Origin of the sequence: Amycolatopsis sp. NPDC102389 (assembly GCF_044765885.1) — a bacterium.
Classification (GTDB): domain Bacteria; phylum Actinomycetota; class Actinomycetes; order Mycobacteriales; family Pseudonocardiaceae; genus Amycolatopsis.
Genome location: NZ_JBIWKX010000008.1, coordinates 53,754 through 76,785, shown reverse-complemented (window position 1 = coordinate 76,785; position 23,032 = coordinate 53,754). Strand labels below are relative to the sequence as shown.

General features: G+C 67.8%; 29 protein-coding genes. 17 read left to right on the top strand and 12 right to left on the bottom strand.

Features of this window, described 5'->3' with window-relative positions:
• Window positions 1-46 precede the first annotated feature (46 nt).
• Window positions 47-637, top strand: coding sequence for a DUF305 domain-containing protein (locus tag ACIRGA_RS09945; protein ID WP_400938827.1), 591 nt, complete (start codon window positions 47-49; stop codon window positions 635-637).
• Between the two features lie 454 nt (window positions 638-1,091).
• On the top strand, window positions 1,092-2,330 hold the full coding sequence (locus ACIRGA_RS09940) for a DUF222 domain-containing protein (RefSeq protein ID WP_400938825.1): 1,239 nt from the start codon (window positions 1,092-1,094) through the stop codon (window positions 2,328-2,330).
• 511 nt (window positions 2,331-2,841) lie between these two features.
• On the opposite strand, the gene ACIRGA_RS09935 is transcribed toward ACIRGA_RS09940, so the two are convergent.
• The 3 genes from ACIRGA_RS09935 to ACIRGA_RS09925 form a co-directional block, all read right to left on the bottom strand.
• Window positions 2,842-3,915: a SagB/ThcOx family dehydrogenase gene (locus ACIRGA_RS09935; RefSeq protein ID WP_400938823.1), complete on the bottom strand. Its 1,074-nt coding sequence runs from the start codon at window positions 3,913-3,915 to the stop codon at window positions 2,842-2,844.
• A gap of 53 nt (window positions 3,916-3,968) precedes the next feature.
• Window positions 3,969-4,091, bottom strand: a complete 123-nt coding sequence (locus ACIRGA_RS09930; RefSeq protein ID WP_255432121.1) for a hypothetical protein — start codon at window positions 4,089-4,091, stop codon at window positions 3,969-3,971.
• An 81-nt stretch (window positions 4,092-4,172) separates the two neighbouring features.
• The gene (locus ACIRGA_RS09925) at window positions 4,173-7,103 is read right to left on the bottom strand and encodes an AfsR/SARP family transcriptional regulator (protein ID WP_400938820.1); all 2,931 of its coding nucleotides are present in this window, start codon (window positions 7,101-7,103) and stop codon (window positions 4,173-4,175) included.
• 458 nt (window positions 7,104-7,561) lie between these two features.
• On the opposite strand from ACIRGA_RS09925, the gene ACIRGA_RS09920 reads away from it, so the two are divergent.
• The gene (locus ACIRGA_RS09920) at window positions 7,562-8,491 is read left to right on the top strand and encodes a Ku protein (RefSeq protein ID WP_400938818.1); all 930 of its coding nucleotides are present in this window, start codon (window positions 7,562-7,564) and stop codon (window positions 8,489-8,491) included.
• On the opposite strand, the gene ACIRGA_RS09915 is transcribed toward ACIRGA_RS09920, so the two are convergent.
• On the bottom strand, window positions 8,478-9,125 hold the full coding sequence (locus ACIRGA_RS09915) for a B3/4 domain-containing protein (protein WP_400938815.1): 648 nt from the start codon (window positions 9,123-9,125) through the stop codon (window positions 8,478-8,480). The two genes, ACIRGA_RS09920 and ACIRGA_RS09915, sit on opposite strands and share 14 nt — an antisense overlap.
• A gap of 11 nt (window positions 9,126-9,136) precedes the next feature.
• On the bottom strand, window positions 9,137-9,748 hold the full coding sequence (locus tag ACIRGA_RS09910; RefSeq protein ID WP_400938813.1) for a LysE family translocator: 612 nt from the start codon (window positions 9,746-9,748) through the stop codon (window positions 9,137-9,139).
• A 148-nt stretch (window positions 9,749-9,896) separates the two neighbouring features.
• Here ACIRGA_RS09910 and ACIRGA_RS09905 point away from each other — a divergent pair, with 148 nt between their 5' ends.
• Both ACIRGA_RS09905 and ACIRGA_RS09900 read left to right on the top strand, forming a co-directional pair.
• Window positions 9,897-10,397: an ATP-binding protein gene (locus ACIRGA_RS09905; RefSeq protein WP_400938811.1), complete on the top strand. Its 501-nt coding sequence runs from the start codon at window positions 9,897-9,899 to the stop codon at window positions 10,395-10,397.
• A 113-nt stretch (window positions 10,398-10,510) separates the two neighbouring features.
• Window positions 10,511-10,717, top strand: a complete 207-nt coding sequence (locus ACIRGA_RS09900; RefSeq protein WP_044849933.1) for a CsbD family protein — start codon at window positions 10,511-10,513, stop codon at window positions 10,715-10,717.
• A 48-nt stretch (window positions 10,718-10,765) separates the two neighbouring features.
• Here ACIRGA_RS09900 and ACIRGA_RS09895 read toward each other — a convergent pair whose 3' ends face one another.
• On the bottom strand, window positions 10,766-11,872 hold the full coding sequence (locus ACIRGA_RS09895; protein WP_400938807.1) for a cytochrome P450: 1,107 nt from the start codon (window positions 11,870-11,872) through the stop codon (window positions 10,766-10,768).
• Window positions 11,873-11,958: 86 nt separating this feature from the next.
• Here ACIRGA_RS09895 and ACIRGA_RS09890 point away from each other — a divergent pair, with 86 nt between their 5' ends.
• The 3 genes from ACIRGA_RS09890 to ACIRGA_RS09880 all read left to right on the top strand — a co-directional run bounded on the left by ACIRGA_RS09890 (window position 11,959) and on the right by ACIRGA_RS09880 (window position 13,808).
• On the top strand, window positions 11,959-12,426 hold the full coding sequence (locus ACIRGA_RS09890) for a MarR family winged helix-turn-helix transcriptional regulator (RefSeq protein ID WP_400938805.1): 468 nt from the start codon (window positions 11,959-11,961) through the stop codon (window positions 12,424-12,426).
• 93 nt (window positions 12,427-12,519) lie between these two features.
• Entirely contained in the window at window positions 12,520-13,116 is a 597-nt protein-coding gene (sigK, locus tag ACIRGA_RS09885; RefSeq protein WP_400938802.1) for an ECF RNA polymerase sigma factor SigK, read from the top strand.
• Window positions 13,113-13,808, top strand: a complete 696-nt coding sequence (locus ACIRGA_RS09880) for an anti-sigma factor domain-containing protein (protein WP_400938800.1) — start codon at window positions 13,113-13,115, stop codon at window positions 13,806-13,808. The genes sigK and ACIRGA_RS09880 overlap by 4 nt, the downstream gene beginning before the upstream one ends.
• On the opposite strand, the gene ACIRGA_RS09875 is transcribed toward ACIRGA_RS09880, so the two are convergent.
• Genes ACIRGA_RS09875 through ACIRGA_RS09850 form a run of 6 tightly spaced genes read right to left on the bottom strand, consistent with a single transcriptional unit; the run spans window position 13,805 to window position 16,970 of the window.
• The gene (locus ACIRGA_RS09875; RefSeq protein ID WP_400938797.1) at window positions 13,805-14,740 is read right to left on the bottom strand and encodes an SDR family NAD(P)-dependent oxidoreductase; all 936 of its coding nucleotides are present in this window, start codon (window positions 14,738-14,740) and stop codon (window positions 13,805-13,807) included. The genes ACIRGA_RS09880 and ACIRGA_RS09875 overlap by 4 nt on opposite strands.
• Before the next feature lie 59 nt (window positions 14,741-14,799).
• Entirely contained in the window at window positions 14,800-15,366 is a 567-nt protein-coding gene (locus tag ACIRGA_RS09870) for an alkaline shock response membrane anchor protein AmaP (RefSeq protein ID WP_400938794.1), read from the bottom strand.
• Window positions 15,363-15,890 carry a DUF6286 domain-containing protein gene (locus ACIRGA_RS09865; RefSeq protein WP_400938792.1) on the bottom strand — a complete coding sequence of 176 codons (528 nt, stop codon included), beginning with the start codon at window positions 15,888-15,890 and terminating at the stop codon, window positions 15,363-15,365. Before ACIRGA_RS09865 ends, ACIRGA_RS09870 begins: the two co-directional genes overlap by 4 nt.
• On the bottom strand, window positions 15,887-16,273 hold the full coding sequence (locus tag ACIRGA_RS09860; protein WP_400938789.1) for an Asp23/Gls24 family envelope stress response protein: 387 nt from the start codon (window positions 16,271-16,273) through the stop codon (window positions 15,887-15,889). Before ACIRGA_RS09860 ends, ACIRGA_RS09865 begins: the two co-directional genes overlap by 4 nt.
• A 5-nt stretch (window positions 16,274-16,278) precedes the next feature.
• Window positions 16,279-16,455 (bottom strand): hypothetical protein, encoded by a 177-nt coding sequence (locus tag ACIRGA_RS09855; RefSeq protein WP_016335849.1) that lies wholly within the window; start codon window positions 16,453-16,455, stop codon window positions 16,279-16,281.
• 41 nt (window positions 16,456-16,496) lie between these two features.
• On the bottom strand, window positions 16,497-16,970 hold the full coding sequence (locus ACIRGA_RS09850) for an Asp23/Gls24 family envelope stress response protein (RefSeq protein WP_400938787.1): 474 nt from the start codon (window positions 16,968-16,970) through the stop codon (window positions 16,497-16,499).
• 209 nt (window positions 16,971-17,179) lie between these two features.
• Between ACIRGA_RS09850 and ACIRGA_RS09845 the strand changes: the two genes are divergently transcribed.
• The 9 genes from ACIRGA_RS09845 to ACIRGA_RS09805 all read left to right on the top strand — a co-directional run bounded on the left by ACIRGA_RS09845 (window position 17,180) and on the right by ACIRGA_RS09805 (window position 22,840).
• A complete protein-coding gene (locus tag ACIRGA_RS09845; protein WP_400938785.1) occupies window positions 17,180-17,851 on the top strand; it encodes an alpha/beta fold hydrolase in 672 nt (223 codons plus the stop codon).
• Window positions 17,829-18,086: a hypothetical protein gene (locus ACIRGA_RS09840; RefSeq protein ID WP_400938783.1), complete on the top strand. Its 258-nt coding sequence runs from the start codon at window positions 17,829-17,831 to the stop codon at window positions 18,084-18,086. The genes ACIRGA_RS09845 and ACIRGA_RS09840 overlap by 23 nt, the downstream gene beginning before the upstream one ends.
• Entirely contained in the window at window positions 18,083-18,496 is a 414-nt protein-coding gene (locus ACIRGA_RS09835; protein ID WP_400938782.1) for a hypothetical protein, read from the top strand. Before ACIRGA_RS09840 ends, ACIRGA_RS09835 begins: the two co-directional genes overlap by 4 nt.
• On the top strand, window positions 18,493-18,897 hold the full coding sequence (locus ACIRGA_RS09830; RefSeq protein ID WP_400938780.1) for a pilus assembly protein TadG-related protein: 405 nt from the start codon (window positions 18,493-18,495) through the stop codon (window positions 18,895-18,897). Before ACIRGA_RS09835 ends, ACIRGA_RS09830 begins: the two co-directional genes overlap by 4 nt.
• 52 nt (window positions 18,898-18,949) lie before the next feature.
• Entirely contained in the window at window positions 18,950-19,579 is a 630-nt protein-coding gene (locus tag ACIRGA_RS09825) for a LysM peptidoglycan-binding domain-containing protein (protein WP_400938779.1), read from the top strand.
• Between the two features lie 609 nt (window positions 19,580-20,188).
• Complete coding sequence (locus ACIRGA_RS09820; protein WP_400938777.1) at window positions 20,189-21,109, top strand: hypothetical protein; 921 nt, start codon at window positions 20,189-20,191, stop codon at window positions 21,107-21,109.
• Window positions 21,106-21,603, top strand: coding sequence for a bacterial transcriptional activator domain-containing protein (locus tag ACIRGA_RS09815; RefSeq protein ID WP_400938774.1), 498 nt, complete (start codon window positions 21,106-21,108; stop codon window positions 21,601-21,603). Before ACIRGA_RS09820 ends, ACIRGA_RS09815 begins: the two co-directional genes overlap by 4 nt.
• 47 nt (window positions 21,604-21,650) lie before the next feature.
• Window positions 21,651-21,932 (top strand): hypothetical protein, encoded by a 282-nt coding sequence (locus ACIRGA_RS09810; protein ID WP_400938771.1) that lies wholly within the window; start codon window positions 21,651-21,653, stop codon window positions 21,930-21,932.
• Between the two features lie 503 nt (window positions 21,933-22,435).
• Window positions 22,436-22,840 (top strand): ATP-binding cassette domain-containing protein, encoded by a 405-nt coding sequence (locus tag ACIRGA_RS09805; RefSeq protein ID WP_400939059.1) that lies wholly within the window; start codon window positions 22,436-22,438, stop codon window positions 22,838-22,840.
• Window positions 22,841-23,032 lie beyond the last annotated feature (192 nt).

Genomic DNA, 23,032 nt, shown 5'->3' with positions numbered 1-23,032 from the left:
GGCGGGTTCGTCCCGCCCTGCCCGTAACAGACTCGAGGAAGAAACCATGACCAGCAGGAAACTGGTCGGGGCCGCGCTCGCGGCCCTGGCCTCCTTCGCCGTGCTCACCGGCTGCGCCAGTTCCGACACCGCCTCCACCGGGCACGACATGTCCACGGTGAAGGCGCCGGATCCCCAGCAGCAGGCGGACCACAATCAGGCCGACGTCACGTTCGCGCAAGGGATGATCCCGCATCACGAGCAGGCGCTCGAGATGGCGAAACTCGTCGACGGCCGCACCCGGAACGCGAAGGTCGTCGACCTCGCCGCCCGGATCCGGCAGGCGCAGGACCCGGAAATCCAGCAGCTGAACGGATTGTTGAAGGGCTGGGGAGTGGCGCCGTCGGGCGAGCACTCCGGGCACGGCTCGGCGTCCGGAATGATGACCGAGGACGATCTCGCGAAACTCGGCAAGGCCAAGGACGCCGCCTTCGACAAGCAGTGGCTGGAAATGATGGTCAAACATCACGAGGGCGCGCTTGAGATGGCGAAGACCGCGCTGCAACAGGGCAGCAACGCCGAGGTGAAGGCCTTGGCGCAGAAGGTGATCGACGGTCAGCAGGCCGAGATCACCGAGATGCGCGGGCTGCTCGGCTGAGCCGGACGGTGGCACGGGCTTGGTTCACCCGGCCCGTGCCACCGCTTCTCGGAAGTGCGCGCACCGCGTGAAGTCGTCGTGCTCGCACCCGAGCGCGCAGTCGAGGATCGCGATCCGGTAGAGGTCGTTGTCGTCGCGGGGTGCGTGCCCGTGCCTCGGTGGTCACCGCGCCCAGGATCGCGCGCGGATTTCGGCGGCTACTCGTCGGGTGCGGTTTTCGTGACGTCGCACTGGAGGGTGTCGTCGGTTTTCTCGGCGGGCACTCGTTCTTTCGCGGGCTGGCGGAGGTCGCTGTCCGAGTGGGGGCGATTTCCGTTGAGGAGTCGGATCTTTGGTTGGCGGAACAGGTGGATTGTGTTGCTGTGCCGCAGTTTTGGCTTCGGGTGTGGATTGAGCCTGGCCGTTGCCTCTTGGGTTCCGGAAACTGTCGGTGGTCGGTTGTACGTTCTGTGTTGTGGACACTCTCAACGCCACTGTGGCGCTACTCAAGGAAATCACCGAGTCCGACGTGTTTCAGGATGTCAATGCTTCGCTGGATTCATTGGGGGACAACGATGCCGTCGCCGCGGCGGTCGCGGCGTCGGAAGGGATCACGCGGTTGGAGGCGGTGCGGTTCCGTGCTCTGTCGCAACTGAGCCGTCATCGCGACGGCGCTGTCAGTGTGGTTCAGGAGGTGGCGCTGGCTCTGTCTGTTGTGGACGGTCACGCGGCCGGGCTGGTCTCCACCGCCCAGGCGTTGACCACCCGCCTGCCCCGCACACTCGGACTGCTGGACCGCGGACAGGTGGGCGGTTACGGGGCGATGAAAGTCGCCACGGCCACCGCCTGGCTGTCCGACGACGACGCCCGCGCGGTGGACGCGGTATTGGAAGACCGGTTGCCGGGTAGGAACGCCGATCAGATCCGGAAAGCGGCGAACCATGCGGCGATGATGGCCGACCGTGACGGCGCCGCCCGCCGCGCGGAACGACACCGCGCCGGACGCCGGTTGTCGCTGCGGCAAGGCGAGACCGGGGTGGCGTCGATCGAGGTCGAAGACGGCCCGGTGGAGAAGGTCGCCGCCGCCTATACCCGGATCGATCGTGAAGCCCGCGCGCTGCGGGCCGGCGGGGAGACCCGGACTTTGGACCAGTTGCGTGCCGACGTCGCGTTGGATCTCCTGCTGGGCGGGCAGGGCGGGAAGAGCGAACGGTGTGAGGTGTTCTTGTACATGGACCTGCACACCTATCTCGGGCTGAACGACGACCCCGCGGAGCTGGCCGGGCACGGCCACATCCCGGCTCCGCTGGCCCGGCACATCGCATCCGGGCCGAACACGGTGCTGCGGCGGATCATCACCGACCCGCTGTCGGGGCAGGTCCTCGACCTGGGCCGCGACCGGTATCGCCCCACCGCCGGTCTCGACGAGTTCGTCCGGGTGCGGGACCGTGAGTGCCGAAGACCCGGCTGCCACCGTGTCGCGCAGGCGTGCGATCTCGACCACGCGCTGCCCTGGCAACACGGCGGCCATACCGCCGACACCGAGCTGGTCGACCTCTGCCGCCGCGACCACCGGCTGAAAGACGAACCCGGCTGGAACTACCGGCTCACTTCCGATGGGACTCTCACGATCACCACGCCTACAGGGCAGAGCTACGACAGCACGCCACCGCCGCTGCACGAACCCCGGGCGGACGAACCGCCACCGTTCTGAGTCCATCGCCGAAAAACGGCTACGGTGCCGCGTGATCGGCGCTTTCATCCCTGACTTCGTCGCCACTGGCTGGCTGCCGCTCTGCGCTGTCGCGGTGAAACTGTGCCTGGTGCTGTGGGTGGGTTGCCGGAAATCGGCGATGGCTCGGAGAGGTTCGTCTGGAGGTCTCGGGGTGATCGATGTGTTCGTGCCGTTGGCTGGTCGCGGCTCGGTGCTGTTGCCGGGAAGTGGCGACGGTGTTTTGGGTCCGCGGTCGTCGGTGTTGCCGCGTGTGACCTCAGGGTTGCCGATGTCATTCCGTGCCACTGACTGGCTGGCCAACGCTCGGTGCCGTCGTCAGAAAACGGCCACGGTGTCGTGGGGCTGCGGTCGTCAGTGTTGCCGATAATCGGCGATGGGAACGTTCGCTTGGGACCGCAGGGGAACTGAGGTCATCACGTGCCGCTGACTGGCTGGCCACTACTCGGCGCCGTCGCCGAAAAACGACCACCCCCAAGAACGACCACACGCCTCACAGGCGATTGCCGACCACCGACATGCCGAGCACCAGTTCGTTCGCCGGATCGCAGCCGAGGAGGTCTTCGACCAGTTCGTCGCGAAGCGCGGCGGTGAACGTGACGTTCAGTCCCAGCGCGGTCGCCAGGAGGTACACGGTTTGGCTGAGGTGGCCGACGTCCATCAGCAGCACGCGATACGTGCGGCTCACCGGGTACTTCCATTGGTTCCGCTCGATGACGCTGGTATAGATCAGCAGCGCGCCGGCGTTCCCGGTCCATTCCTGGTCGCCGGCGAGCGCGATCAGCTGGTCGTCGTCGAGCTTGCCGTCCAGCGGCGTGAGGCCGTGCCGGAAGCCGTCGTAGTGATAGACGCCGGGGTCCAAGCCCTCGACGTTCCTCGCGTAGACGTACACCTCTGTCGGATGCCTGGCCCCGCCCGACGGGCTGGTCTTGAAGACGTTGCCGGTGGCGGGGATGTCGGGATGCGTTTCCGGCCTAGTCGGCCTGGCCGCCGTGAGAAGCGCGCTCAAATCGCGCAGCCGCAAGGGTTCTTCGCCGAACTCGCGGACGCTTCTGCGCCGGCTCAGCGCGTCGCCGAGCCCGATCGTGTTCAGCGGTTCCGGTGACGGTTCGGGCAGAGCTATCGCGTCGTACTCGCTCGCAGGCCTCACCGGAGAAGGCGGAGGGCTGACCTTCGCCTTCTCCAGCAAGGTTTTCGCCGTCGTTTCACTGGTCGTGAACTCGGTCTCGCGCAGTGAGCGGGTGCCGAAGTGAAACGCCCGCGCGGACGTTCCCCATGGACCCCAATCCCGAAGGATCTCTTCTTCGCGTTGGTGCCGGTGAGAACCTTTGACCACCAACACGTCGTACCGGATCATCGCGCGCGCGATACGGACGAGCCTTTCCCTGATCTCGGGATTCTCATCAGCTTCGCGGACCGATTCCGGTTCTCGCCAAGAACTGAACCATCGCAGGACGCGTTCGGTTCCTTCGGCGAGTTTGAGCTGGCGATGGCCGAGGTGGTCGTCCCAGACGACGTCACCATCGGACCAATAGAGCGTTCCGCATGAGGAAACCCTGACCAGCATCGAATGTCTTGCGCCCCAGTCCCCAGTAATACTTTCCGAATACGTCAGGTCATTCAGCGTCGCGAGCGGAAAGGAGGCCCGCCGTGCGGCGGCGGCTCGAAGCCGCCCCAGGTGCTCTGTGCCTTGTACTCCGCTTCGAGCTCGTACAAGAACTCGTCGTCGTCTTCATCGTGCATGCCGTTGATCCTCTCCGTGAACGGTTACTCCGGTCAAGCGAATATACCTACGCCAACAGAGTACCGGAGCAGAACGGCTAATTACGCCGAGTAATCGGTCAAACGCTGTTTGAGTTCACGAACCTCAGGCGACTCCGAAATGCCGAGATCGGTGTAGAGCCGCAATGCGAAGCGGCGATGACGGTCCGCATTCAGTCGCTCACCGAGAATGTCGAACGCGAACGCCATCTCCTTGTGGGCGATGGGCAGCATGCTGCGATTCCCGGTCGATTCGAGCACTTCCACCGCCGTCGTCAACTGGCTGACCGCGAGCGCGCCGTCGCCGAGTCCGCGCGAATTGATACCGAGGGCGAGAAAGCATTCCGCCTCGAGATCGGGTGATTCGTTCTCCTGCGCCAGTCTCAGTGCCTGGTCGAGTTCCTCGGCGGCTTCGGGATAACGCCTGTTCTCGGTGTGGATCAGGCCGATCCGGTGCCGGGCGCGGGCTTCGATGAGCACGCTGCCGTGGGCGTGGGCGGTCTCGCGGACCCAGCCGAGATGCTCGATCGCCTCGTCCGACTCGCCCTTGAGCCAGTGGGTGACGCCCGAGTTGCCCCTGGCCCGGCACTGCATCCGGACGTCGCCGGTGGTCGCGGCCAGTTCGAACACCTCGTTGAACAGCCGGTTCGCTTCGGTGAACTCGTTGAGCCGCCACAGGGTCAGCGCGTACATGTGCAGGGCCTGGTACTCGAGGACCACGTTCCCGGTGACCCGCGCGGCGGACAGGGCGAGGGTCTCCAGCTCCCTGGCCTGCCGGTAGTAGCCGCGGTTGTCGAAGTAGCGCCACACCGCCGAACAGAAGGGCACGAGGTCCGAGTACTGCTGATGGTTGTTCATCGCGACGGCCACCGGCAGCACGTTCTGCCATTGCGCGTCCATCCAGTGCGCCGCCTGGTCGTAGTCGGCGAACGACTGCCCGAACTCGCTCTTCGGGACCTCGAGGCCGCCCGGTTCGTCTTCGGAGTCCGGGTCGATGAACTCCATCGCGGCCGCGACGCTGCTGCGGTAGTAGTCGAACAGCCGCCGCATCATCGCCTCGCGCTGGTGCTCGGGCTCCTCGGCGAGCAGGAGCTCGCGACCGTAGCTGCGGAGGAGGTCGTGCATCTCGTACCGGTCCATCGACGGCTGGCGCAGGAGGTTCACGTCGACGAGACGTTCGGCGAGGCGGCGGGCCTCGCTGAGGTCGACTTCGGCCAGTGCCGCCGTCGAGTGGAGATCGAACGCGGCACCGGGGTGATGGCTCAACCGGCGGAACACCCGGCGTTCGGTCTCCGTCAAGTTCAGATAGGACACCCGGAACGCGCCCGCGACGTCGCGTTCCCCGGCGGTGAGCTCGCCGAACCGGTTCCGCTCGTCGCGCAGCTGCCTGGCGACGAAGTCGAGCGTCCACGACGCCCGCGCGCGCAGCCTGCTCGCCGTGACGGCCAGCGCGAGCGGGAGATCGCCGCACAGGCTCGCGACCTGGTCGGCCGCGTCCGGGGACTCCCTCTTCAACCGGGAGGGCCCGACGATCCGGCCGAGCAGGTCCACCGCGTCGGCCCGGCTGAACGGTTCCAGCGAGAGCAGTTCGGCGCCGTCAAGATCCACGAGCCGGGTGCGGCTGGTGATCAGCACGCAGCAGCTCGCCGAACCGGGCAGCAGCGGGCTCACCTGCGTCGCCCCGATGGCGTTGTCCAGCACCAGGAGCACCCGTTTGCCGGCGAGGCAGCTGCGGAACAACGCCGCGCGCTGCTCTGTCCCGGCGGGAATGTCCGAACCCTGGATGCCGAGCGACCGCAGCAGCGCCTCGAGCGCGGTCCCCGGGTCGACCGGGTCTCCCGCCGGCGAGAACCCTTCGAGGTTCACGAACAGCTGCCCGTCCGGGAACAGCGGGGCGAGCCGGTGCGCGGCGTGGACGGCCAGCGCGGTCTTGCCGACCCCGGGCATGCCGTCGATCGCGATCAGCCGCGGCCCGGCCGAGGAGTCGTCCTGGCCGATCTCGAGGACGGTCCGCAGCTCCGTGGCGCGGCCGCCGAACGCGGGGAGATCCGCGGGCAGCTGCGCGGGACGGGGGAAGAGCGCCTTCTGCGCGTCCGCGTCCTCGCGTCGCCCACCGGTGTCCATCCCGGCCCGTAGCCCGCCGACGCCGTACCGGACGAGGGCGCCGTCCTCCATCAGTTCGGCGTCGGCCCGCAGGATCTGCTGGTGGAGCGCGCTCAGTTCGGCGCTCGGGTCGACGCCGAGCTCCTCGGCGAGCGCGATCCTGGTCCGGTCGAACGTCCGGAGCGCGTCGGCGCCGCGGCCCGCCCGGTAGAGCGCGAGCATGGTGAGGCACTGCAGGGTCTCGCGGGTGGGATGCCAGGCGGCGAGGTCGTAAGCCTCGCGAGCCGCCGCTTCGGTCTCGCCGAGCCGGAGCCTGGCGCCGATGAGGAGTTCGCAGGCGGCGAGGCGTTCTTCGTCGAGGCGTCGCGCCGTCTGCTCGATGGCGTCGCCTTCGAGACCGTCGAACGCCGGGCCGCGCCAGAGCGAGAGCGCGTCGGCCAGTTTGGCGGCCGCCTGGGAGATCAGCCCGGCCGCCAGGAGTTCGGCGCCCTGGTTGTAGTCGGCTTCGAAGCGGGCAGAGTCGAGCGAGGCGCTGCTGATGACGACGCGGTACGCCGAACCGGTCGTGACCACGGCGGACCTGGCCACCCCGAGGTCGTGCCGCAGCCGCGCGATCGCGTTGCTGACCTGACGGACCGCGGTCTTCGGCGGATTTTCCGGCCACATCGTGCCGATCAGGTACGACACCGGGACGAGCCTGCCCGCGTTGATCAGCAGGGCGGCGAGGAGGCGCTGTTCACGGCGTCCGCCCAGCCGGACGGGGACGCCGTCGACCTCGGCTTCGAGCGGGCCGAGAACGGAGAAGCCGAGCTGCGCGGGCTGGCCTGGGTGCTTCGGATCGCCGGGGATTCGGGGCGATCCCGCCGAATCGGGTAAACGATCAGCGGTCATATGCGACTATGTCGTCCGAGGCCGTGAGCGTGCTCACGCACTACCTCCAGTCCGTTCGCCGGCTGATCGGCACCCTAACCCACCGCTTCGGCCTCCAGCCAGATCGGCGCGGGGTACGCCGTACTGCATTCGGCCTAACCGACGTGCGCGGGCCTGCCCTGAAACCGTCCCGATTCTACGCCCCGCCGCCCCTGAACTGCGCGGATGTCCGGCGGTGGAGAGCCGATGTAATTCCGATGCAGGCCCTTGGAAAGCTGAAGGCGAAGCTGGCGGGTCGGCGCGACGGGGCAGCGTGCCGAACCGTGTAGGGGCTCCGCGGCGGTTGGCCTTCGTACTGGGGGTGGCCAACCGCCCTGGTAGCCCTTTTTTGCTTCCAGCTCCTCGCCTTCGGCCTCTGACCAGGTGTGATCCTCCGCGATTCCGGGTACCAGCTCGCTGGAGGAGAGGAGTGTGTGCCCATGCGCCCGGTCTGGAGCGGTTCGCTTTCGCTCGGTCTGGTGACGGTGCCGGTCCGCCTGTACAGCGCGGTCGAAGACCATTCGGTGCGTTTCCGCCAATTCCAGCGGGGCACCGAGGACCGCATCCGGTACCGGCGGGTGAACGAGCGCACCGGCAAGGAAGTCGGCTACGAAGACATCGTCAAGGGGTACGAACTCGGTGGCGGCGAGTACGTCGTCGTCGAGCCGGAGGAACTGGACGAGATCGCCCCCGGCCGGTCGAAGTCGCTCGACATCGAGAGCTTCGTCGAGCTGGACGCCATCGACCCGATGTTCTTCGACAAGACGTATTGGCTCGCGCCCGCGAAGGACGAGTTCGAGCGTCCGTACGCGCTGCTGCTCGAGGCGATGGACTCGTCCGGCAAGGCCGGGATCGCCAAGTTCGTCATGCGCGGCCGCGAGTACCTGGCGCTGGTCCGGTCCGGGGACGGCGTGATGGTGCTCAACACCCTCCATTTCGCGGCCGACCTGCGGGATCCCGCCGAGCAGCTGCCGGGCCTCCCGGGCAAGGCGAAGGCGCGCGGCAAGGAGCTCGACATGGCCGTCAACCTGATCGACGCGATGAGCGACGACTGGCGGCCCGAGGAGTACCGCGACACCTACACCGACCGGGTCCGGGAGCTGATCGAGGCCAAGAAGAAGGGCGACACCATCACGCCGGCCACCGAGCCCGGGGAGCCGACGAAGGTCGTCGACCTGTTCGAGGCGCTTTCGAAGAGCGTGGAGAGCGGAAAGGCCAAGAAGAAGTCCGGGGCGAAGAAGCCCGCGCCCAAGAAGGACTTGTCTTCGTTGTCGAAGGCGGATCTGGAGAAGCTGGCGCGGGAACGGGACATCAAGGGACGGTCGAAGATGACCCGCGCCGGACTGGAGAAGGCGCTCAAGGCCTCGTGACGACGCCTGCCGCCGCGAGTTCGCCCGCGATGGCCTCGATCAGCAGCCGGACGTCCTCGGCCGCCGTCGCGTGCAGCCCTTCGGAAACGATCAGCACGTCGGACGTCGTGGCGGAGACCGCGGAGTGCCCGCTCTGCCGGTTCGTCCATCGCCGCGCGTGGGCTTGACCGTCCTCGTCGGCGAAGATCACCTCGCCGGGGTTCGGCTGCTCGACCGTGCCGGCGAAGGTCACGTACTTCTCGTCGCCTCGCGCGTGACGGACCTCCAGCGAGCCGCCGATCTTCGCGATGTCGAGCACCGCGACCGGGATGGCGTAGGCGACCGAAACCGCGTTGCAGAGGTCGATCACCGGATGGATGCGGGGGAGCGAGCCTTCTTTCCGCAGCCTGCGCAGCAAGGACTCCGACGCGCAGCGGTACTGCGTCGGCTTCAGGCCCATTTTGGCGAACGCCCGCCGCCACGCCTGGATCTCGGGGAATTCCGATTCCGGGCCGTCCGCGAGCCGCCGCGTCGCCCGCGCGACGAACTTCTCGAGGTCGACCGGCAGTTCCGGGGTGATCCCGGTGGCTTGGAGCGTGCCGACGGTGAGGCCGGGGTGGGCGGAACGGATCTCTGGGTGGTGCTGGAGTCGCATTTCGGACCTGTCTACTGGGTGGTGAACGCGAGTTTGGCGCCGAGCGCGGCGAAGGAACCGGCGAAGATCCGCCGGAGCCAGGCGAGCACGCGCGGCCGGGACAGGACGTGGTGCCGCACACCGGCGGCGAGGACGCCGTACACGCTGAACACCACGAACGTCGCCAGCATGAACACCCCGCTCAGCAGCAGCATCCGAGGGATCGAACCGGGCTCGCCCGTCGGGACGAACTGGGGCAGGAACGCGAAGAAGAACAGTGTCAGCTTCGGGTTCAGGACGTTGATCAGCACGCCGGAGGTGATCGTCCGCAGGGTCGACGCGGGTTCGGGATCGCCCTCCACGACGATGGCTTCCCGGTCCTTCAGCGTCGCCCACGCCATGTAGAGCAGGTAGGCCACACCGAGGTATTTGAGGATCTCGAACGCCACCGCGCTCGCGTGCAGCAGCGCCGCGAGGCCGGTGACCGCGGCGATCATGTGGGGGACGATGCCGAGGGTGCAGGCGGTCGCGGCGATGACGCTCGCGCGCCTTCCCCGGGCCAGTCCGGCGGAAAGGGTGTAGACCACGCCGGTGCCGGGCGTGGCGACCACGACCAGCGTGGTGATCAGGAAGGCGATGCTCACGTGATCACTGTGCGCGCTGTTTGGCCCGATGGACAGAGCCAAACCCGCGCCACTCCACTGGACCAAAGAGTTGGGTGAGGCGGCCTGAGGCGTTCACCGGATGGAGTGGCATGATGCACGCTCGCACGTCGACGAGGAAGGCCTTGGTTTGAGCGCGCGCACTTCCCAGATGGACGACCTACGGCTGGTGGCACAACCGAACGCCGTGTTGTGTTCCGAGCTCTTCGTCCGTCTCATCTTGTCGGATTGGTCCTTGCGGCCGTTGCTCGATCAGGCGAAGACCGCCGCCGCCAGACTGGTGGGCACGCTGGTCGACGCGGCCGATCCGAAGGAGCCGCCGTTCCTGACGCTGAGACTGCGCCTGCGGTCGGACGTGCTGGCCATCGAGGTCGACCACGAGCTGGACGGGCTCACCGTGCCGACGCCCGCACCGGGTGAGCGGACCGGGGTGGCGCCGAGCGAGAGCGGCGGCGTGACCTTCTGGTGCGAGCTGCCGCTGCCCGGTGGCCTGTCCGCCGGACAGGTCCGGCTGCCGAGGCGAGGCGACCGGCGCACGCTGGTGGACGAACCCGTCTCCGGCGAGCCGGTCGGCGCCGATCCCGAAGTCCTGGAACGGCTTTTGACCCGGTTGAGCGGCTGGTCCGGCTGATTCCCGCTTCAGTGAGGGTGATCACCTGTCCGTGCGCATGACGAATCCCGGTGACCGGTTGTCCTTCCTTCGTACGGCGCACGATCCGGGCGCCACGGACGGAGGAGGACCCGATGTCGTTGGGCGACAAGATCAGCAACAAGGCCGAAGAGTTCGGCGGTAAGGCCAAGGAGGCCGCCGGCGACGCCACCGGCAACGAGGAACTGCGTGCGGAAGGCCAGGCGGACCAGGCGAAGGCCGGTCTCAAGGGCGCCGTCGAAAACGTGAAGGACGCCGTCGGTGACGCGGCGGACAAGATCCGCGACACCTTCAAGAAGTAGCGGTCCTTCCGGGCCGGGGCGACGGATTTCCGCGCCCCGGCCCGTTTTTCAGCCGTGCGGAAGTACGGGCAGGCTCGTGAGCCGCGTGCCCTGGATGCCGCCGAGGAACGTTTGCCGGAGCTCGGCGTACGGCACGGTGAGCCGGGCTTCGGGGAAGTCCGTGCGAAGAACCGTCGCCACCGCGCGCAATTCGAGCTGCGCGAGCTGGGCCCCGACACAGAAGTGCGGTCCCGCGCCGAAGGCCAGATCCGGGCCGGGGCGGCGGCCGGGGTCGGTGTTGACGCCCTGGATGTCGACGAGGACGGGCGCTCCGGCGGGGAGCCGGACCCCGGCGAGGTCGAGTTCGACGGTGGTGAACCGCCAGAGCGTGAACGGCGCGGGCGGATGGTCCCGGAGTGTCTCGCGGACGAGGTCGTCCTCGGACGCCTTGTCCCCGTTCAGCAGCCGTGAGATCAGGAAGCCGATCGCCGCGTCGGTGGTCAGCTGACCCGCGAAGATCAACGCGAACAGGTGATACCTCAGGTCGTCTTCGGTCGTCCCTGGCGGGACGCGGTCACGCAGTTCGGCCGCGAGCCCTTGCCGATCCGGCGTCAGCCCCGCCGCCGCGAGATCCGCGATCGCGGCGATCGCCTTGCCCTGCGCGCCCGGTTCCGGGCTGGACATCCGGCGGCAGGCGTCCACGGCGGCGTCGAGCCGGTCCAGCGGGATGCCGAGCAGGTCGAGCAGCACCGTCAGCGGGAACCGGGTGGAGAAACCGTCCATCAGGTCGACGGGTCCCTTTCCGAGTCCCGTCAGCAGTTCTCGCGCGATCTCGTGGATCCGGCCCGCTTGTGCCTGGATCCGTTTGGCGCTCAGCAGTGGCGCGTGCGCGCGCCTGAGCCGGATGTGGTCGGGGCCGTCCAATGTGGTCAGTGACGGCTGCTCGGCGGCGGTCTGTTCGAGCGCCGTCCAGCCCTCGGGGGCCAGCGCCGGATCCTTGGCGATGCGGGGATCGGAGAGGACTTCGCGGGCCAGCTCCTCCTCGGTGACGATCCACGCGCTTCCGCCCTCGGGGGCGGCCACTTCGACGAGGGGGCCGGCGGCGCGCAGCGCGGGGCGGACGAGGTCGGGTTCGGTGATGCCGCGGGTCGTCGCGGCGAACGGATCGGGGAGCACTACAACTCCTTCATGAGAAAGTAGCTTCACCATGAAGGTATATTTGCGGCCGGTAGGTTGTCAAAGCACGGAATCGAGGAGGGGTGATGGCGGATGACGTCGCGGCGCGGACCGCGTCGCTGCTGGACGGACTCCGGAGCTTCGGGGCGAACTACACCGAGTTCACCCGGCGTTTCGCGGACTGGCTCGGCCTGCACGCCACCGACGCCGCCGCGCTGGTGGAGATCCTCTACGCCGAAGACACCGGCTCGCCGTTGTCCCCGGCCCGGCTCGGCGAACGCATCGCGCTGACCTCCGGCGCGACCACGAACCTGCTGAACCGGCTGGAAAACCTCGGCTACGTGGTGCGGACCAGGGAGAACGCCGACCGCCGGATGGTGACCCTGCGCAGCGGTCCCGACATCCAGGGGCCCGCGCGAGAGTTCTTCGGCCCGTTCAGCGCCGGGCTCGCGGCGCTGGTGGCGGAGTACCCGGCGCAGGAGATCGAACGGTTCGAGGCCTTTCTGCGGCATCTGAAGTCCACAATGGACGAAGTGCTCGAAGAACAGGGATAGACCCGGACCAGTCCGATCCGCTCTCGGCACCGAATGCCTCCCGGACGCCATGGAACCGCGTAGCCGGGCGTCGGGTGAGGTGGAGGCAGCTTGATGGTCGAGGGTGTGCGGACGAGTCCGCGCGGAAGCGGCGGCACCGGGACGGAGCCCGCCGAGACGAGCTTGATGCAACGGGTCGCGGCAGGCGACGAACAGGCGTTCGCCGATCTGTACGACGTCGTGGCGGGACCGGTGTGGGGTGTGGTGAACAGGGTCGTGCGTAACGGCACGTTCGCCGAGGAGGTCACCCAAGAGGTCCTGGTGGAGGTGTGGCGGACGGCGGCGCGGTTCAAACCGGGCAAGGGGAGCACGCTGGCCTGGGTGCTCACCATCGCGCACCGGAGGGCGGTGGACCGGGTGCGTTCGCATCAGGCAGCCCTCGACCGGGACGATCGCGCGGGCAGGCTGGATTTCCGGCGCCCCTTCGACGAGGTCGCCGAGTCGACGATCAGCAACCTGGAGCAGCAGCGGGTGCGCCAATGCCTGTCCGCGCTGACCGAGCTGCAACGCGAATCGGTGGTGCTGGCCTATTACAACGGGTACACGTACCCGGAGGTCGCGGAAGTGCTCGACACCGCGCCCGGCACGGTGAAGACCCGCATCCGCGACGGCCTGATCCGGCTGCGTGACTGCCTGGGAGTGGGCCAATGACGGCGGAACTGCACACGCTGACCGGGGCATACGCCGCTGACGCCGTCCCAGAGGAAGAAGCCGCCGCGTTCGAACGGCACCTGCGGGGTTGTCCCGCGTGCGGCCAGGAGGTCCGGGAACTCCGCGAGACCACCGCGCGTTTGGGGGCGGCGCTCGCCACCACGCCACCGCCGAGGTTGCGGCAAGCGACTCTCGCGCGGGTCGCCCGAACCCGTCAGTGGCCGCCCTTGGTCGCGCGTCGCGGCGGGGTGCTGAAGACGCGGGTCGCCCTGTGGGGTGCCGCGGCGGCCGCCGCCGGGGCGCTGGTTTTCGGCCTGGTCACCACGAACACCGAGCCCGTGCAAGAGCAACTGGCCTCCGTCAACGCCGTGCTCACCGCGCCCGACGCGTCCACGGTCAAGGGCGCCGAACGCGGGACGACCACGGTCGTGACCTCGTCGAGCCAGGGCAAGATCGTCGTACTGGCCGGTGACCTCCCGCCGCTGGCGCCCGGCAAGGAGTACCAGGTCTGGCTCATCGGGGCGAGCGGCGTGCATTCCGCCGGACTGCTCGCATCGGACGGTCCACATCGGACTCGTCCGGTGCTCGCGGACCTGCCGCGCGGCGTCGACCGGGTCGGCATCACCGCGGAACCCGACGGCGGCTCGCCCGCGCCGACCGTTCCGGCGGTCGTCATGGTGGACTTGACTTAAAGACCGGTCAGCCGCGCGCAGGCCTGCCAGAGTTCCTGGCGCTGCGCGGCGGTTTCCCTGGTCTTGCCGAGGTAGTGCGTCGGGCGCTGGGCACGGTCGTGCCAGAACATGCCGTTGTACTCGCCCGGTTCCCCGGCGGCGGCGAGCCAGACGAACGTGTCCGCGCCCTGCTCGGGATCGCGCAGGAGCGGTCGCGTCACCTTCCGGAACGCCGGCAGGGAGGTCGCGACCCCGGGCGTGTCGGCCCAGCCGGGGTGGGCGGCGTGCACGGTGACCCCGGAGCCGTCCAGCCGGTCCGCCCAGAGTTCGGCGAGCACCACCTGCATCCGTTTGGTGCGCGCGTATCCGGCGGCCGGTTTGTACTCGTCGTGGCGGTACTGCAGATCGTCGGCGCGCAGCGGCTGCCCGTACATACCACCGGAGCTGACCCAGACCACCCGCGCGCCGCCGGCGAGTTTCGGCCGGAGCGACGCGGTCAGCAGATGAGGGCCGAGCACGTGCGTGGCCAGCATGAGCTCGTTGCCCTCGGCCGTCTCCGTGCGGTCCGCGGGCATGACCCCGGCATTGTGCACGAGCACGTCGACCTCGCCGTCGAGGTTCTTGGTGTAGTCGCGTACGGACGAGATCAGGCTGACATCGCACTGGTCGACGATGATCCGCGCACCGGGAACGGCGCGCTCGATCTCGGCGCGGGCGGCGTCACCGTCGCCCCGGATCGCGATGCGGACGGTCGCGCCCAGCTTCGCCAGGCCGATGGCCGTCGCCTTGCCCAGGCCCGCCTTCGCACCGGTCACCACGGCGACCTTGCCCGCGAGCGCGTCCGGCGCGGGATCCGCGGGCCACCACTTCCGGCGCAGGAGGTATCCGATGTTGCCGTACCCGAGCAGGGTCCGGTCGAGCACGGTGTCGGCGGCTCGCGTCACGATGGACATGCGGTTCTCCTCATCGGTCGTAGTACGCGTCTTCCCGGCGAGCCCGCGGCGGAAACCTCTTACTGGATGCGGGGCCCTGCCTTCGCGGAGAAGCGGAACTCGACGGTCATCGGAAGCTCGCCGAGATCCAGTGCCTGACGCAGCCTCGGCAAACCCTCCTCGGTGATCCGTTCGCGGATCGCGGCGAGATCGGCGTCCTGTTCGGCGCTCAGCACCACGGCCAGCACCGGCGTGTCCTGGGTGCCGCCGAGCGTGGCGTGCGCGGCGTGGACGCCGGGATAGGCCGAGACTTCCGCCGTGAAGGGTTCCACCGCGGTGCTCGCGGCCAGCGCGGTCCGGCCGGTGTCCTGCTCGAAGCGCCAGGTGTGGGACTTGGGTTTGCGGGCGGACTGCGCGACGAGCCAGCGCAGCGCCAGCAGGCCGAGGACCACCGCGCCCGCGGCGACGGCGTACCAGACCCATCCGGGTGGCATGGCGGTGCCGGGGACGAGCGTGGTGCCGGGGTCGAGCAGCGGGATCCGGCCGAAATGGGTGCCGACGGCGAATCCGCCACCGGCGAGCAGCACGACCCCGGTCAGCACCAGCAGGGTGCGGTTCAGCCGGGCGGGACGGTTGAGGTCGGTCATGACGCGCTCCTGGTGGCCTTGACCCGGACCCGCACGGCGGGAACGGTGGCGGGACCGATCTGGGCGAGGCGGTGTTCGATGGCGGAGCGGACGGCGTCGGCGAGCCCGGCGGTGTTCGTCCGCCCGGTGGTCACCACCGAGACGATCGCGCGCCGCTTCACCTTCAGCTTCGCCGCCGAGACACCGTCCACAGTGGATGCCGCGGTGCGCAGCGTCGACCGGTAGCCGCGCCGGGAGGCGCCTGAATCCGTGCCGCCTTCGAGCGGCAGCACGGTGGGCCTCCCCGGGACGATCGCGCTCACGAGGAGCAGCAGCCCGAGAAGAGCGACCACGCCGCCGGCGATCGCCGGAAGGGGATCACCCCACCGGATGCCGTGCAGCGCGGACGCGACGGCGTCGTAGCCGATCCACGGTTTCTCCCCGAGGATCGTCTGGACCGCGACGACGGCGGCCAGGACACTGCCGGCGAGCACCACGAGGGCGACCAGCACGGCCGGGACACTGCGGCGGGGGCGCCGTTTCATCGGACCCTCCTCGTTTCGGTCTCGGCGGAATGCAGGGCCGTGACGGTGATGTCGACCCGCGTGACGGCCAGGCCCGAAAGCCCGCCGACGCGGCGGATCAGATGCTCTCGCACGCTCTCGGTGGTGGCGCGCACCGAAAGCGGGTATTTCACCGAGAGCCGGACGTCCAAAGTGGTCGTCGAACCGGTGACGTGCGCGCTCACCTTGGCGCCCTGGTCGAGGTCCTCGCCGCCGACCGCGATCCCGAGCACCCGGGAGGCCGCGCCGCCGACGCCTTCGAGTTCGGTGATGGCCCGGGCGGCGATTCGTTCGACGGCGCCGTCGGCCACGGTCAGCCCGCCGCGCCCGTCCGTTCCGGGCGCGGCGGCGGTCATGGTCGTCATGGCGATCAGCCCCTGTCGCGGCCCGCCAGGGCCGAAAGGTCGAGCTTGCCGTCGAGGAACCGGCCGACCAGCAGGCCGAGTGCGGCGAGCACGAGCACGACGAGGAAGGCACCGAAGCCGCCGAACGCGCCGGCCACGCCGAGCACGAGACCGGTCAACAGGCCGAGTTGGGTGGCGTTCATGAACGTTCTCCTTGCTGTCTGGCGCGGACCGGCGCCGATGGTCACTGGACGCGGCCGGACTCGGTACCCTCGTCGGCGTCGTCGTCGCCCGGGATGTGCACGTCGGACACGTTGATGTTGACCTCGACGACCTCGAGCCCGGTCATCTGCTCGACCGCGCCGATCACGTTGCGGCGCACCGATTTCGCGAGATCCGCGATCGCGACGCCGTATTCGACGACGATCTGCAGGTCGACCGCGGCCTGGCGCTCGCCGACCTCGACGGAGACGCCCTGCCCGGCGGACGCGGTGGCGCCCGGGATGCGCTCGCGCAGCGCGTTGAACGCCCGCACGGCGCCGCCGCCCAGCGCGTGGACACCGGTGATCTCACGGGTCGCGAGGCCCGCGACCTTCTGCACGACCGTGTCGGCGATCGTGGTCACGCCCTGCGTGGAGACGAGCGCGCTGTTCTCGGCGGGGGCGGTGGAGTTCGAGTTCGGCTTGGCGGTGGTGGCGGTGGTAGCGGTGTTCGTCATCGCGATCTCCTCGGTTCGGATTCCGTTGCCTGCGGTGGAAGTTCTTTCGCTTCCACACTCCATAGACCCAGCCGCGCGGAGATCGTCACGACCCGATCGTGTGGTCTGGATCTCACTGCTCGTGGGTATGTTTTTCGGCCTGGTCCCCGCGGGACGTAGTACGTCGCAAGGAAACCCGGCGCCGGTGACCAAAGTGGACGAAGCTGACCGTGCCCGTGGACTACCTGCCGCTGATCGGCGCCGAGGTCCCGAAGGCCCGCCAATACGCCGAAGCGTGCCTGAAGAACACCGGGGAGAACGTGCTGCGGCACCTGGGCACCGAAGACGTCGTCAGCGACCTCGACGTCCTGCGGGTGGTCACCGGCCAGGAGAAACTGAACTATCTCGGCTACTCCTGCGGCACACGGATCGGGCAGTTGTACGCCGACCGGTTCCCGGAGAAGATCCGTGCCATGGTGCTCGACGGCGTCGACAACACCTATCTCTGCCCTGGCACGACGAGGCCGAAATGCTCGCAACCGTGGACCGAGTACTGGTCAAAGCGGACAAAGCGAGTGATGGGGATAATCTTCGCGCGGAGATCTCCGCGAAGCTCACTTTCCGGCTGGCTGGGCGGAACTGTCCGAAATCATCCTCGCCGCCGATGCTCCTCCCAGTGGCTCGTCGGACGAACCCGCAGACGAGCCGGAGACCTCGACCGACACGACCGATGCCCTCACCGTCGTCAACTGCCCGACCGTACCCATCCCACCGACCTGGCCGAGTACGAGAACTCCGCCGCGTTTCCTCGGGCTCGGAGCACTTCTCTTGGTCACGTGGTTCGTCCTGCAAGTCGTTGTGCTCTTTCTGGGGCGGAACGTGGCCTTGGAAGCGGCGCGTGATGGGGTCAACGCTGCTCGGCTGCCGCCCGTCGACGTGGCGGCCGCTGAGCAACACGCAAAGAACTACGTCAACCGGGTGACCAGCAGTTGGCTGTCCAATGTGAACGCTGAAGCCACCAGCGACGGCAGGAACGTCACCGTCATCGTTACCGCGGAGGCCGCCTCACTCGTACCGTTCGCACGGTTCTCGGTGAGCCAACGTGCGTCCGGGCCGATCGAGCAGCTGACGCCATGAAGGGCGAGGATCGCGGCGATGTGAACGTCGAAGTCGTGATCGGCGTGTCGGCGCTGATCGTCTTTTTCGGACTCGCTTTGGTTGGAATGCGTGTCATCACCGCGGAATCCGCGGTGGACGAGCCCGCCCGCTCTGCCGCACGTGCGGCTTCCATCGCCCGCGATGGCCATGCGGCGGCGTCGATAGCCGAGGCACGGGCACGAGCTGTCATCGCTCAGCAGGGCTTGAACTGTGCCCAGCTCAAGATCGCTGTCGATGCTCGAGATTTTGCCAAGCCGCTGGGCGAGACCGGCTACGTGATCGCCACCGTCAGCTGTCAGATCACGTTCGGCGACCTCATGATCCCAGGCTCACGACTCACTGCTTCCGAGTTCCGATCACCGATCGATCGCTACGGAGCCCGCCGATGATCCGCTTGCGTGGTGAACGCGGGTCCGTCTCCGTGTGGCTGGTCGGGCTGAGCATCGCCCTGATCATCGCGATCGGATGGGCGGTCGACGGTAGTCGCAAAGCGCACGCCCATTCGGAGGCGACGTCGGTCGCCGAAGAAGCCGCGCGCGCCGCCGGGCAGGCGCTCCGCGTTCAGGCTCTCGCAGCTGGCCACGCCGCAGACGTCAACCCACAGCAAGCCGTCGCCGAAGCGGAGCGCTACCTCGCGGCGACGGGCACTGCCGGAACTGTTGTCGTGCAGGGCAACCGGATCGTCGTCGACACCACGATCACCAGAACCACCATCTTCCTCAGCGTCATCGGAGTCTCGGAGTTCTCCGTGCGCGGCCACGGCGCCGCCGATCTGGTTTCCGACGGATAGGAGCACCGCTATGAGAAGGTTCGCGCGAATCCTCCTCGGTGTCTTGGGTCTCGTGCTGCTCGTCGTCGGGCCGCCGCTCCTCGTGTGGACGTTCAAGCCGGTCTTCTTGCCTGACCACGTGCCGGCCTTCCCCGAAGTCGTCGGCTGGATCACTGAGCGAGATACCGGTCAGGTGTTCCTTCTCGTGGTGGCCGCTGCCGGGGTGATTGCCTGGTTGCAGCTTGTCGTCGCCGTCGTGCTCGAATGTGTCGCGCTCGCGCGGGGAGTGGCTGCCCCGCGACTGCCTGGATTCCGCTGGGCTCAACGACTCGTCGCTGGTGTCCTCTTCGGACTGGTGGGCGGTACGACTGCCGCGGAGGCCTCGCAGCCTGCCGCCCCGGCTTCCATCGTCGTCCAGCAGGTCTCCGAACAGAGAAGCCACCAGACCGCGGACGAGGCCGATCCTCCGGTGGCCGATGGGTACACAGTCGTTCCCGGCGACTCGCTGATGAGCATCGCGGCCGCGCAGCTCGGCGACGAGAGCCGCTACCAGGAAATCTTCGATCTGAACCAGGGCCGGCGTCAGGCTGATGGAGAGGCTCTCCGCAGCGTCGACCTGATCAAGCCTGGTTGGCGTCTCGCGCTGCCTGCCGAACCGCAGTGCGTCGAAGTCGTCGTCGGCGCAGGTGACACGCTGACCTAGATCGCTCGGAAGCACCTCGGCTCGGCCGCCCGGTACGTCGAGATCTTCGAACTCAACCGAGGTCGGCCGCTGTCTGGAGGCCGGGTGCTGGACGACCCGGATCTGATCCATCCCGGCGATGTCCTCCAACTTCCCGGAGCGGCGACGCCTGCACATGGTGGGGGAGCAGCGTCCGGAGGCTCGGCTTCTGCCCAGGTCGCTCCACCGGGCTGTGGGCCCGAGCCCACGCCGTTACCTCCCCGGCCACCGGAACCGTCTCCTTCGTCAGAGCGAGCACCGGCACCCGCCCCTGCTTCGGCGCCGGTCGAGGTCACTCCCGACAGCGAGGACAGCGTCGCACCCCTCGTCGCCGTCGGGCTCGGAGGGCTTCTTGCCGCCGGCATTCTGGCTGTCTTCGCCCGGCGCAGGATGCTCGCTCAACGACGTCGTCGTCCTGGACAACGAATCCGTCGCCCACCGCCTACGGATCTGGAGACCGCGCTCAGGAAAGCTGAGGAGCCTGCCACGGCTGAGGCTCTTGACGTCGCGCTACGCAGTCTCGCCCATCGCGCCCGAGAGAAGGGCGCCTCACTCCCGGCAGTCCGGTCCGCGGTGGTGGGCAGTCGCGGCGTGGTCCTGTATCCCCTGGGACACAGTGCATCCTTCGCCGATTCGCTGGATGTCGATGAGCTGGACGGAGTTCCAGCGCCCTATCCGGCGCTTGTCACTGTCGGCCATGACCCTCGTCGCGACCTTGTCATGGTCAACCTCGCAGAGATCGGCACGGTCACGCTCGACGGGACCGCGGAAGAAGTCCAGCCGGTCCTGTTGGCCATGGCCTGGGAACTGGCGACGTCAGCTTGGTCCGAGTCCATCGACGTGACATTGGTCGGCTTCGGTCGCTCAACCGCGGCGCACCATCCTGCTCGCTTCCGTCACTTCACGTCGGTGGACGAGTTCTCGGAGGCGGACGCGCCGATGGGCGTCGTCCTGTCCGCTGAGCCTTTCGACGTGGAGCAGCACGAGTGCCTTGCCGCCGTGGTCGCCGCGGGCACGTCGACCTCGGATGGCTGGAGGCTCGATGCTTCCGCGAAGTCCACGTTGATCGACGATCTCGGCATCGAAGTCGAGCTCCAGCGCCTGAACGCCGACCAGGCGGAAGAACTCATCGCGACGCTCACTGCCGAGGCTGAGGCCGTGCAGGTGCCCGCAAGCGACTACCCGGATGTTCCGTTCGAACCGCCGTCGGCAACAGGACCCGAGCTGAGACTTCTCGGACCGGTCGGCCTGCACAACGTCGACCCGACGAAGGTCGAGGGCAAGAAGATCAACCGGCTCACCGAACTCGCCGCGTTCCTGCTTCTCCACCCGGGCGCGACCGCCGACGAAATCTCCCGACAACTCGGAACGGACACCCGCCCCTGGTCCCGGCAACCCGACAGGGCTACATCTCCCGCCTGCGGACCTGGCTCGGCCATGACGAGAACGGCGACCTCTACCTCCCGAACGTCGCGGGGGATGGAGGCGGCTACCGCCTGTCGAAGTCGATGAACAGCGATTGGTATCGGTTCCGGCAACTCGCCGGCGCTGGGCCGAACCGTGCCACCTCCGATCGGCGGGCACATCTCGAAGCAGCGCTGGAACTCGTCACCGGCATGCCGTTCAGCAACATCGGCCCTGGCCGATACGCCTGGAACTCGTGGCACCAGCGAGAAATGATCGACGCCATCGTCGACGTCGCCCACACCCTGGCTGAAACCTGCCAACAGGCCGGTGACCTACCAGCGGCTCGCCGTGCGATCCTCCGAGGTCTCCTCGCCGAACCCGTCAGTGAACTCCTCTATCGAGACCTTCTCCGCGTGGAGCACCGAGCGGGAAACCGCGCTGCGGTGAAAGCCGCCGCCGACAAGTTGACCGATATCGCGGCCGCGCTCGATGTCGACCTCGACGAGGAAACCGCAGCGCTCGTGGGCACCCTGGTCGGCTCTGGTGAAGGCAGACTCACCAGGGATTTACGTTGCACTCACCCGAATACATCGCGATAGGCATGGTCTCGCCTTCGTCCGGAGGCGAGAGAACCTTAGGAGAAACCATGCCTGTCACGACAAAGATCCTTCTCGCCGGCTTCGCGTGTGTGGCGGCACTCGGGCTCGGCGATGTCGAAGCGTCGGCGTCTCAGCAGAGAGAAGATCTCTACCAGTGCATTATCCAAGATAATACGCCACTCTGGTACAACGGAGTGATTCTCCGATTCGCGAACAAAGGGCAGGGCCTGTACGACGTGTACGACTTCGGTGGTTTCCAGCTCTTGGCAACACTCTGGGGCGGTACCACCGCGTACCGGATCGACCGCTGGAACGTCGGCTGGTGCTAGAGGGCTGTGTAGGGGCTTTCCAGCACTCAAGGCGGGAGAGTCCACTACGGCTACGTCCTGGTGAACGCAGCCAGCACCTACTGGCGAAGGTGCTTTGAGCGGCGGGAGAAGGCAGTGGCCGCCATCGAGCCTCATCCGCTGATGAGGCTCGATGGCGGCCACTGCCGCACCGTAGTGAGCAAGGTTGAACGTTGATCCTGCTGCTGGGCCAGCCACGAACCCGCTGGTTAAGAGTGAGCTGCTTTCTATGTCGGATGGTGTCGAGTGATGCCGAACAAGACCTTTTCGTCTGGTCACCGCGCATCAGCAGTGTCGGGGTATGTCGGCTGCTGTCGGACTGTTTCGGCCCGCTCGGGCTCGCAGATGCCGGGTTCTGTCGCCTACTCCCGTAGTCTTGGCTGCTTGCTTTGCCGGGTGTGGACGATAATGGTAAGGGATCCACGCGATCCGGGAGTAGCTAGCCCCGTAGCGTAAGCCGACGAGGCTGGGCATCTCCCTGGTCCCTGAGGACAGGGTCCTGTTTCTCGCAACTGAGCGTGGCCGACAACCTGAAAATCGTGCGACGCCGCAAAGCCGATCGAGATGGGTCTGTGCTCAGGCAATTCCCTGCTTTGCGGAAACTGTGGAGGCGCAGGGGCGGGTTGCTGTCAGCTGGCGAGCAGCAGATGGTTGCTCTCGCCTCCGCACTGCTCCGCGCACCGAGACTACTTCTCATAGACGAGATGAGCCTTGGTCTCGCGACGCAGGTTGTGGCGCGTCTTCCCGCCATCGTCCGTGAACTGGCAGACCGAGAGGGCATAGCTGTACTACTGGTGGAACAGCACGCATCGCTGGTGCTCGACATCGCCGACCACGTACTCGTGCCGAGGCGTGGGCGAATTGCTCTGAGCGGCCGGTCGAAGAAGTGAGGGCCCAGCCTGAACTCCTTGAGAGCAGCTATCTCGCGGAGATGGCCGTCGACTGAGACGCCCTTTCAGCGAAGGGCGTTGCCCTGATGTCGGTCATCATCGAGCTGCGAGACACGAGAAGCTCAAAGATGCTGCCAGAAAGGGCAGCGTTCGCGTGCCCTCACTTGACGTTCTCCATCGCGGCGCCGGAAG

Excerpts from the sequence above, each read along its gene's own strand:
- ACIRGA_RS09945 (WP_400938827.1), top strand. The coding sequence starts at position 47 with ATGACCAGCAGGAAACTGGTCGGGGCCGCGCTCGCGGCCCTGGCCTCC.
- ACIRGA_RS09935 (WP_400938823.1), bottom strand. The coding sequence starts at position 3,915 with ATGCTGGTCAGGGTTTCCTCATGCGGAACGCTCTATTGGTCCGATGGT.
- ACIRGA_RS09930 (WP_255432121.1), bottom strand. The coding sequence starts at position 4,091 with ATGCACGATGAAGACGACGACGAGTTCTTGTACGAGCTCGAAGCGGAG.
- ACIRGA_RS09925 (WP_400938820.1), bottom strand. The coding sequence starts at position 7,103 with ATGACCGCTGATCGTTTACCCGATTCGGCGGGATCGCCCCGAATCCCC.
- ACIRGA_RS09920 (WP_400938818.1), top strand. The coding sequence starts at position 7,562 with ATGCGCCCGGTCTGGAGCGGTTCGCTTTCGCTCGGTCTGGTGACGGTG.
- ACIRGA_RS09915 (WP_400938815.1), bottom strand. The coding sequence starts at position 9,125 with ATGCGACTCCAGCACCACCCAGAGATCCGTTCCGCCCACCCCGGCCTC.
- ACIRGA_RS09900 (WP_044849933.1), top strand. The coding sequence starts at position 10,511 with ATGTCGTTGGGCGACAAGATCAGCAACAAGGCCGAAGAGTTCGGCGGT.
- ACIRGA_RS09890 (WP_400938805.1), top strand. The coding sequence starts at position 11,959 with ATGGCGGATGACGTCGCGGCGCGGACCGCGTCGCTGCTGGACGGACTC.
- sigK (WP_400938802.1), top strand. The coding sequence starts at position 12,520 with ATGGTCGAGGGTGTGCGGACGAGTCCGCGCGGAAGCGGCGGCACCGGG.
- ACIRGA_RS09880 (WP_400938800.1), top strand. The coding sequence starts at position 13,113 with ATGACGGCGGAACTGCACACGCTGACCGGGGCATACGCCGCTGACGCC.
- ACIRGA_RS09875 (WP_400938797.1), bottom strand. The coding sequence starts at position 14,740 with ATGTCCATCGTGACGCGAGCCGCCGACACCGTGCTCGACCGGACCCTG.
- ACIRGA_RS09870 (WP_400938794.1), bottom strand. The coding sequence starts at position 15,366 with ATGACCGACCTCAACCGTCCCGCCCGGCTGAACCGCACCCTGCTGGTG.
- ACIRGA_RS09865 (WP_400938792.1), bottom strand. The coding sequence starts at position 15,890 with ATGAAACGGCGCCCCCGCCGCAGTGTCCCGGCCGTGCTGGTCGCCCTC.
- ACIRGA_RS09860 (WP_400938789.1), bottom strand. The coding sequence starts at position 16,273 with ATGACGACCATGACCGCCGCCGCGCCCGGAACGGACGGGCGCGGCGGG.
- ACIRGA_RS09855 (WP_016335849.1), bottom strand. The coding sequence starts at position 16,455 with ATGAACGCCACCCAACTCGGCCTGTTGACCGGTCTCGTGCTCGGCGTG.
- ACIRGA_RS09850 (WP_400938787.1), bottom strand. The coding sequence starts at position 16,970 with ATGACGAACACCGCTACCACCGCCACCACCGCCAAGCCGAACTCGAAC.
- ACIRGA_RS09835 (WP_400938782.1), top strand. The coding sequence starts at position 18,083 with ATGAAGGGCGAGGATCGCGGCGATGTGAACGTCGAAGTCGTGATCGGC.
- ACIRGA_RS09830 (WP_400938780.1), top strand. The coding sequence starts at position 18,493 with ATGATCCGCTTGCGTGGTGAACGCGGGTCCGTCTCCGTGTGGCTGGTC.
- ACIRGA_RS09815 (WP_400938774.1), top strand. The coding sequence starts at position 21,106 with ATGAACAGCGATTGGTATCGGTTCCGGCAACTCGCCGGCGCTGGGCCG.
- ACIRGA_RS09810 (WP_400938771.1), top strand. The coding sequence starts at position 21,651 with ATGCCTGTCACGACAAAGATCCTTCTCGCCGGCTTCGCGTGTGTGGCG.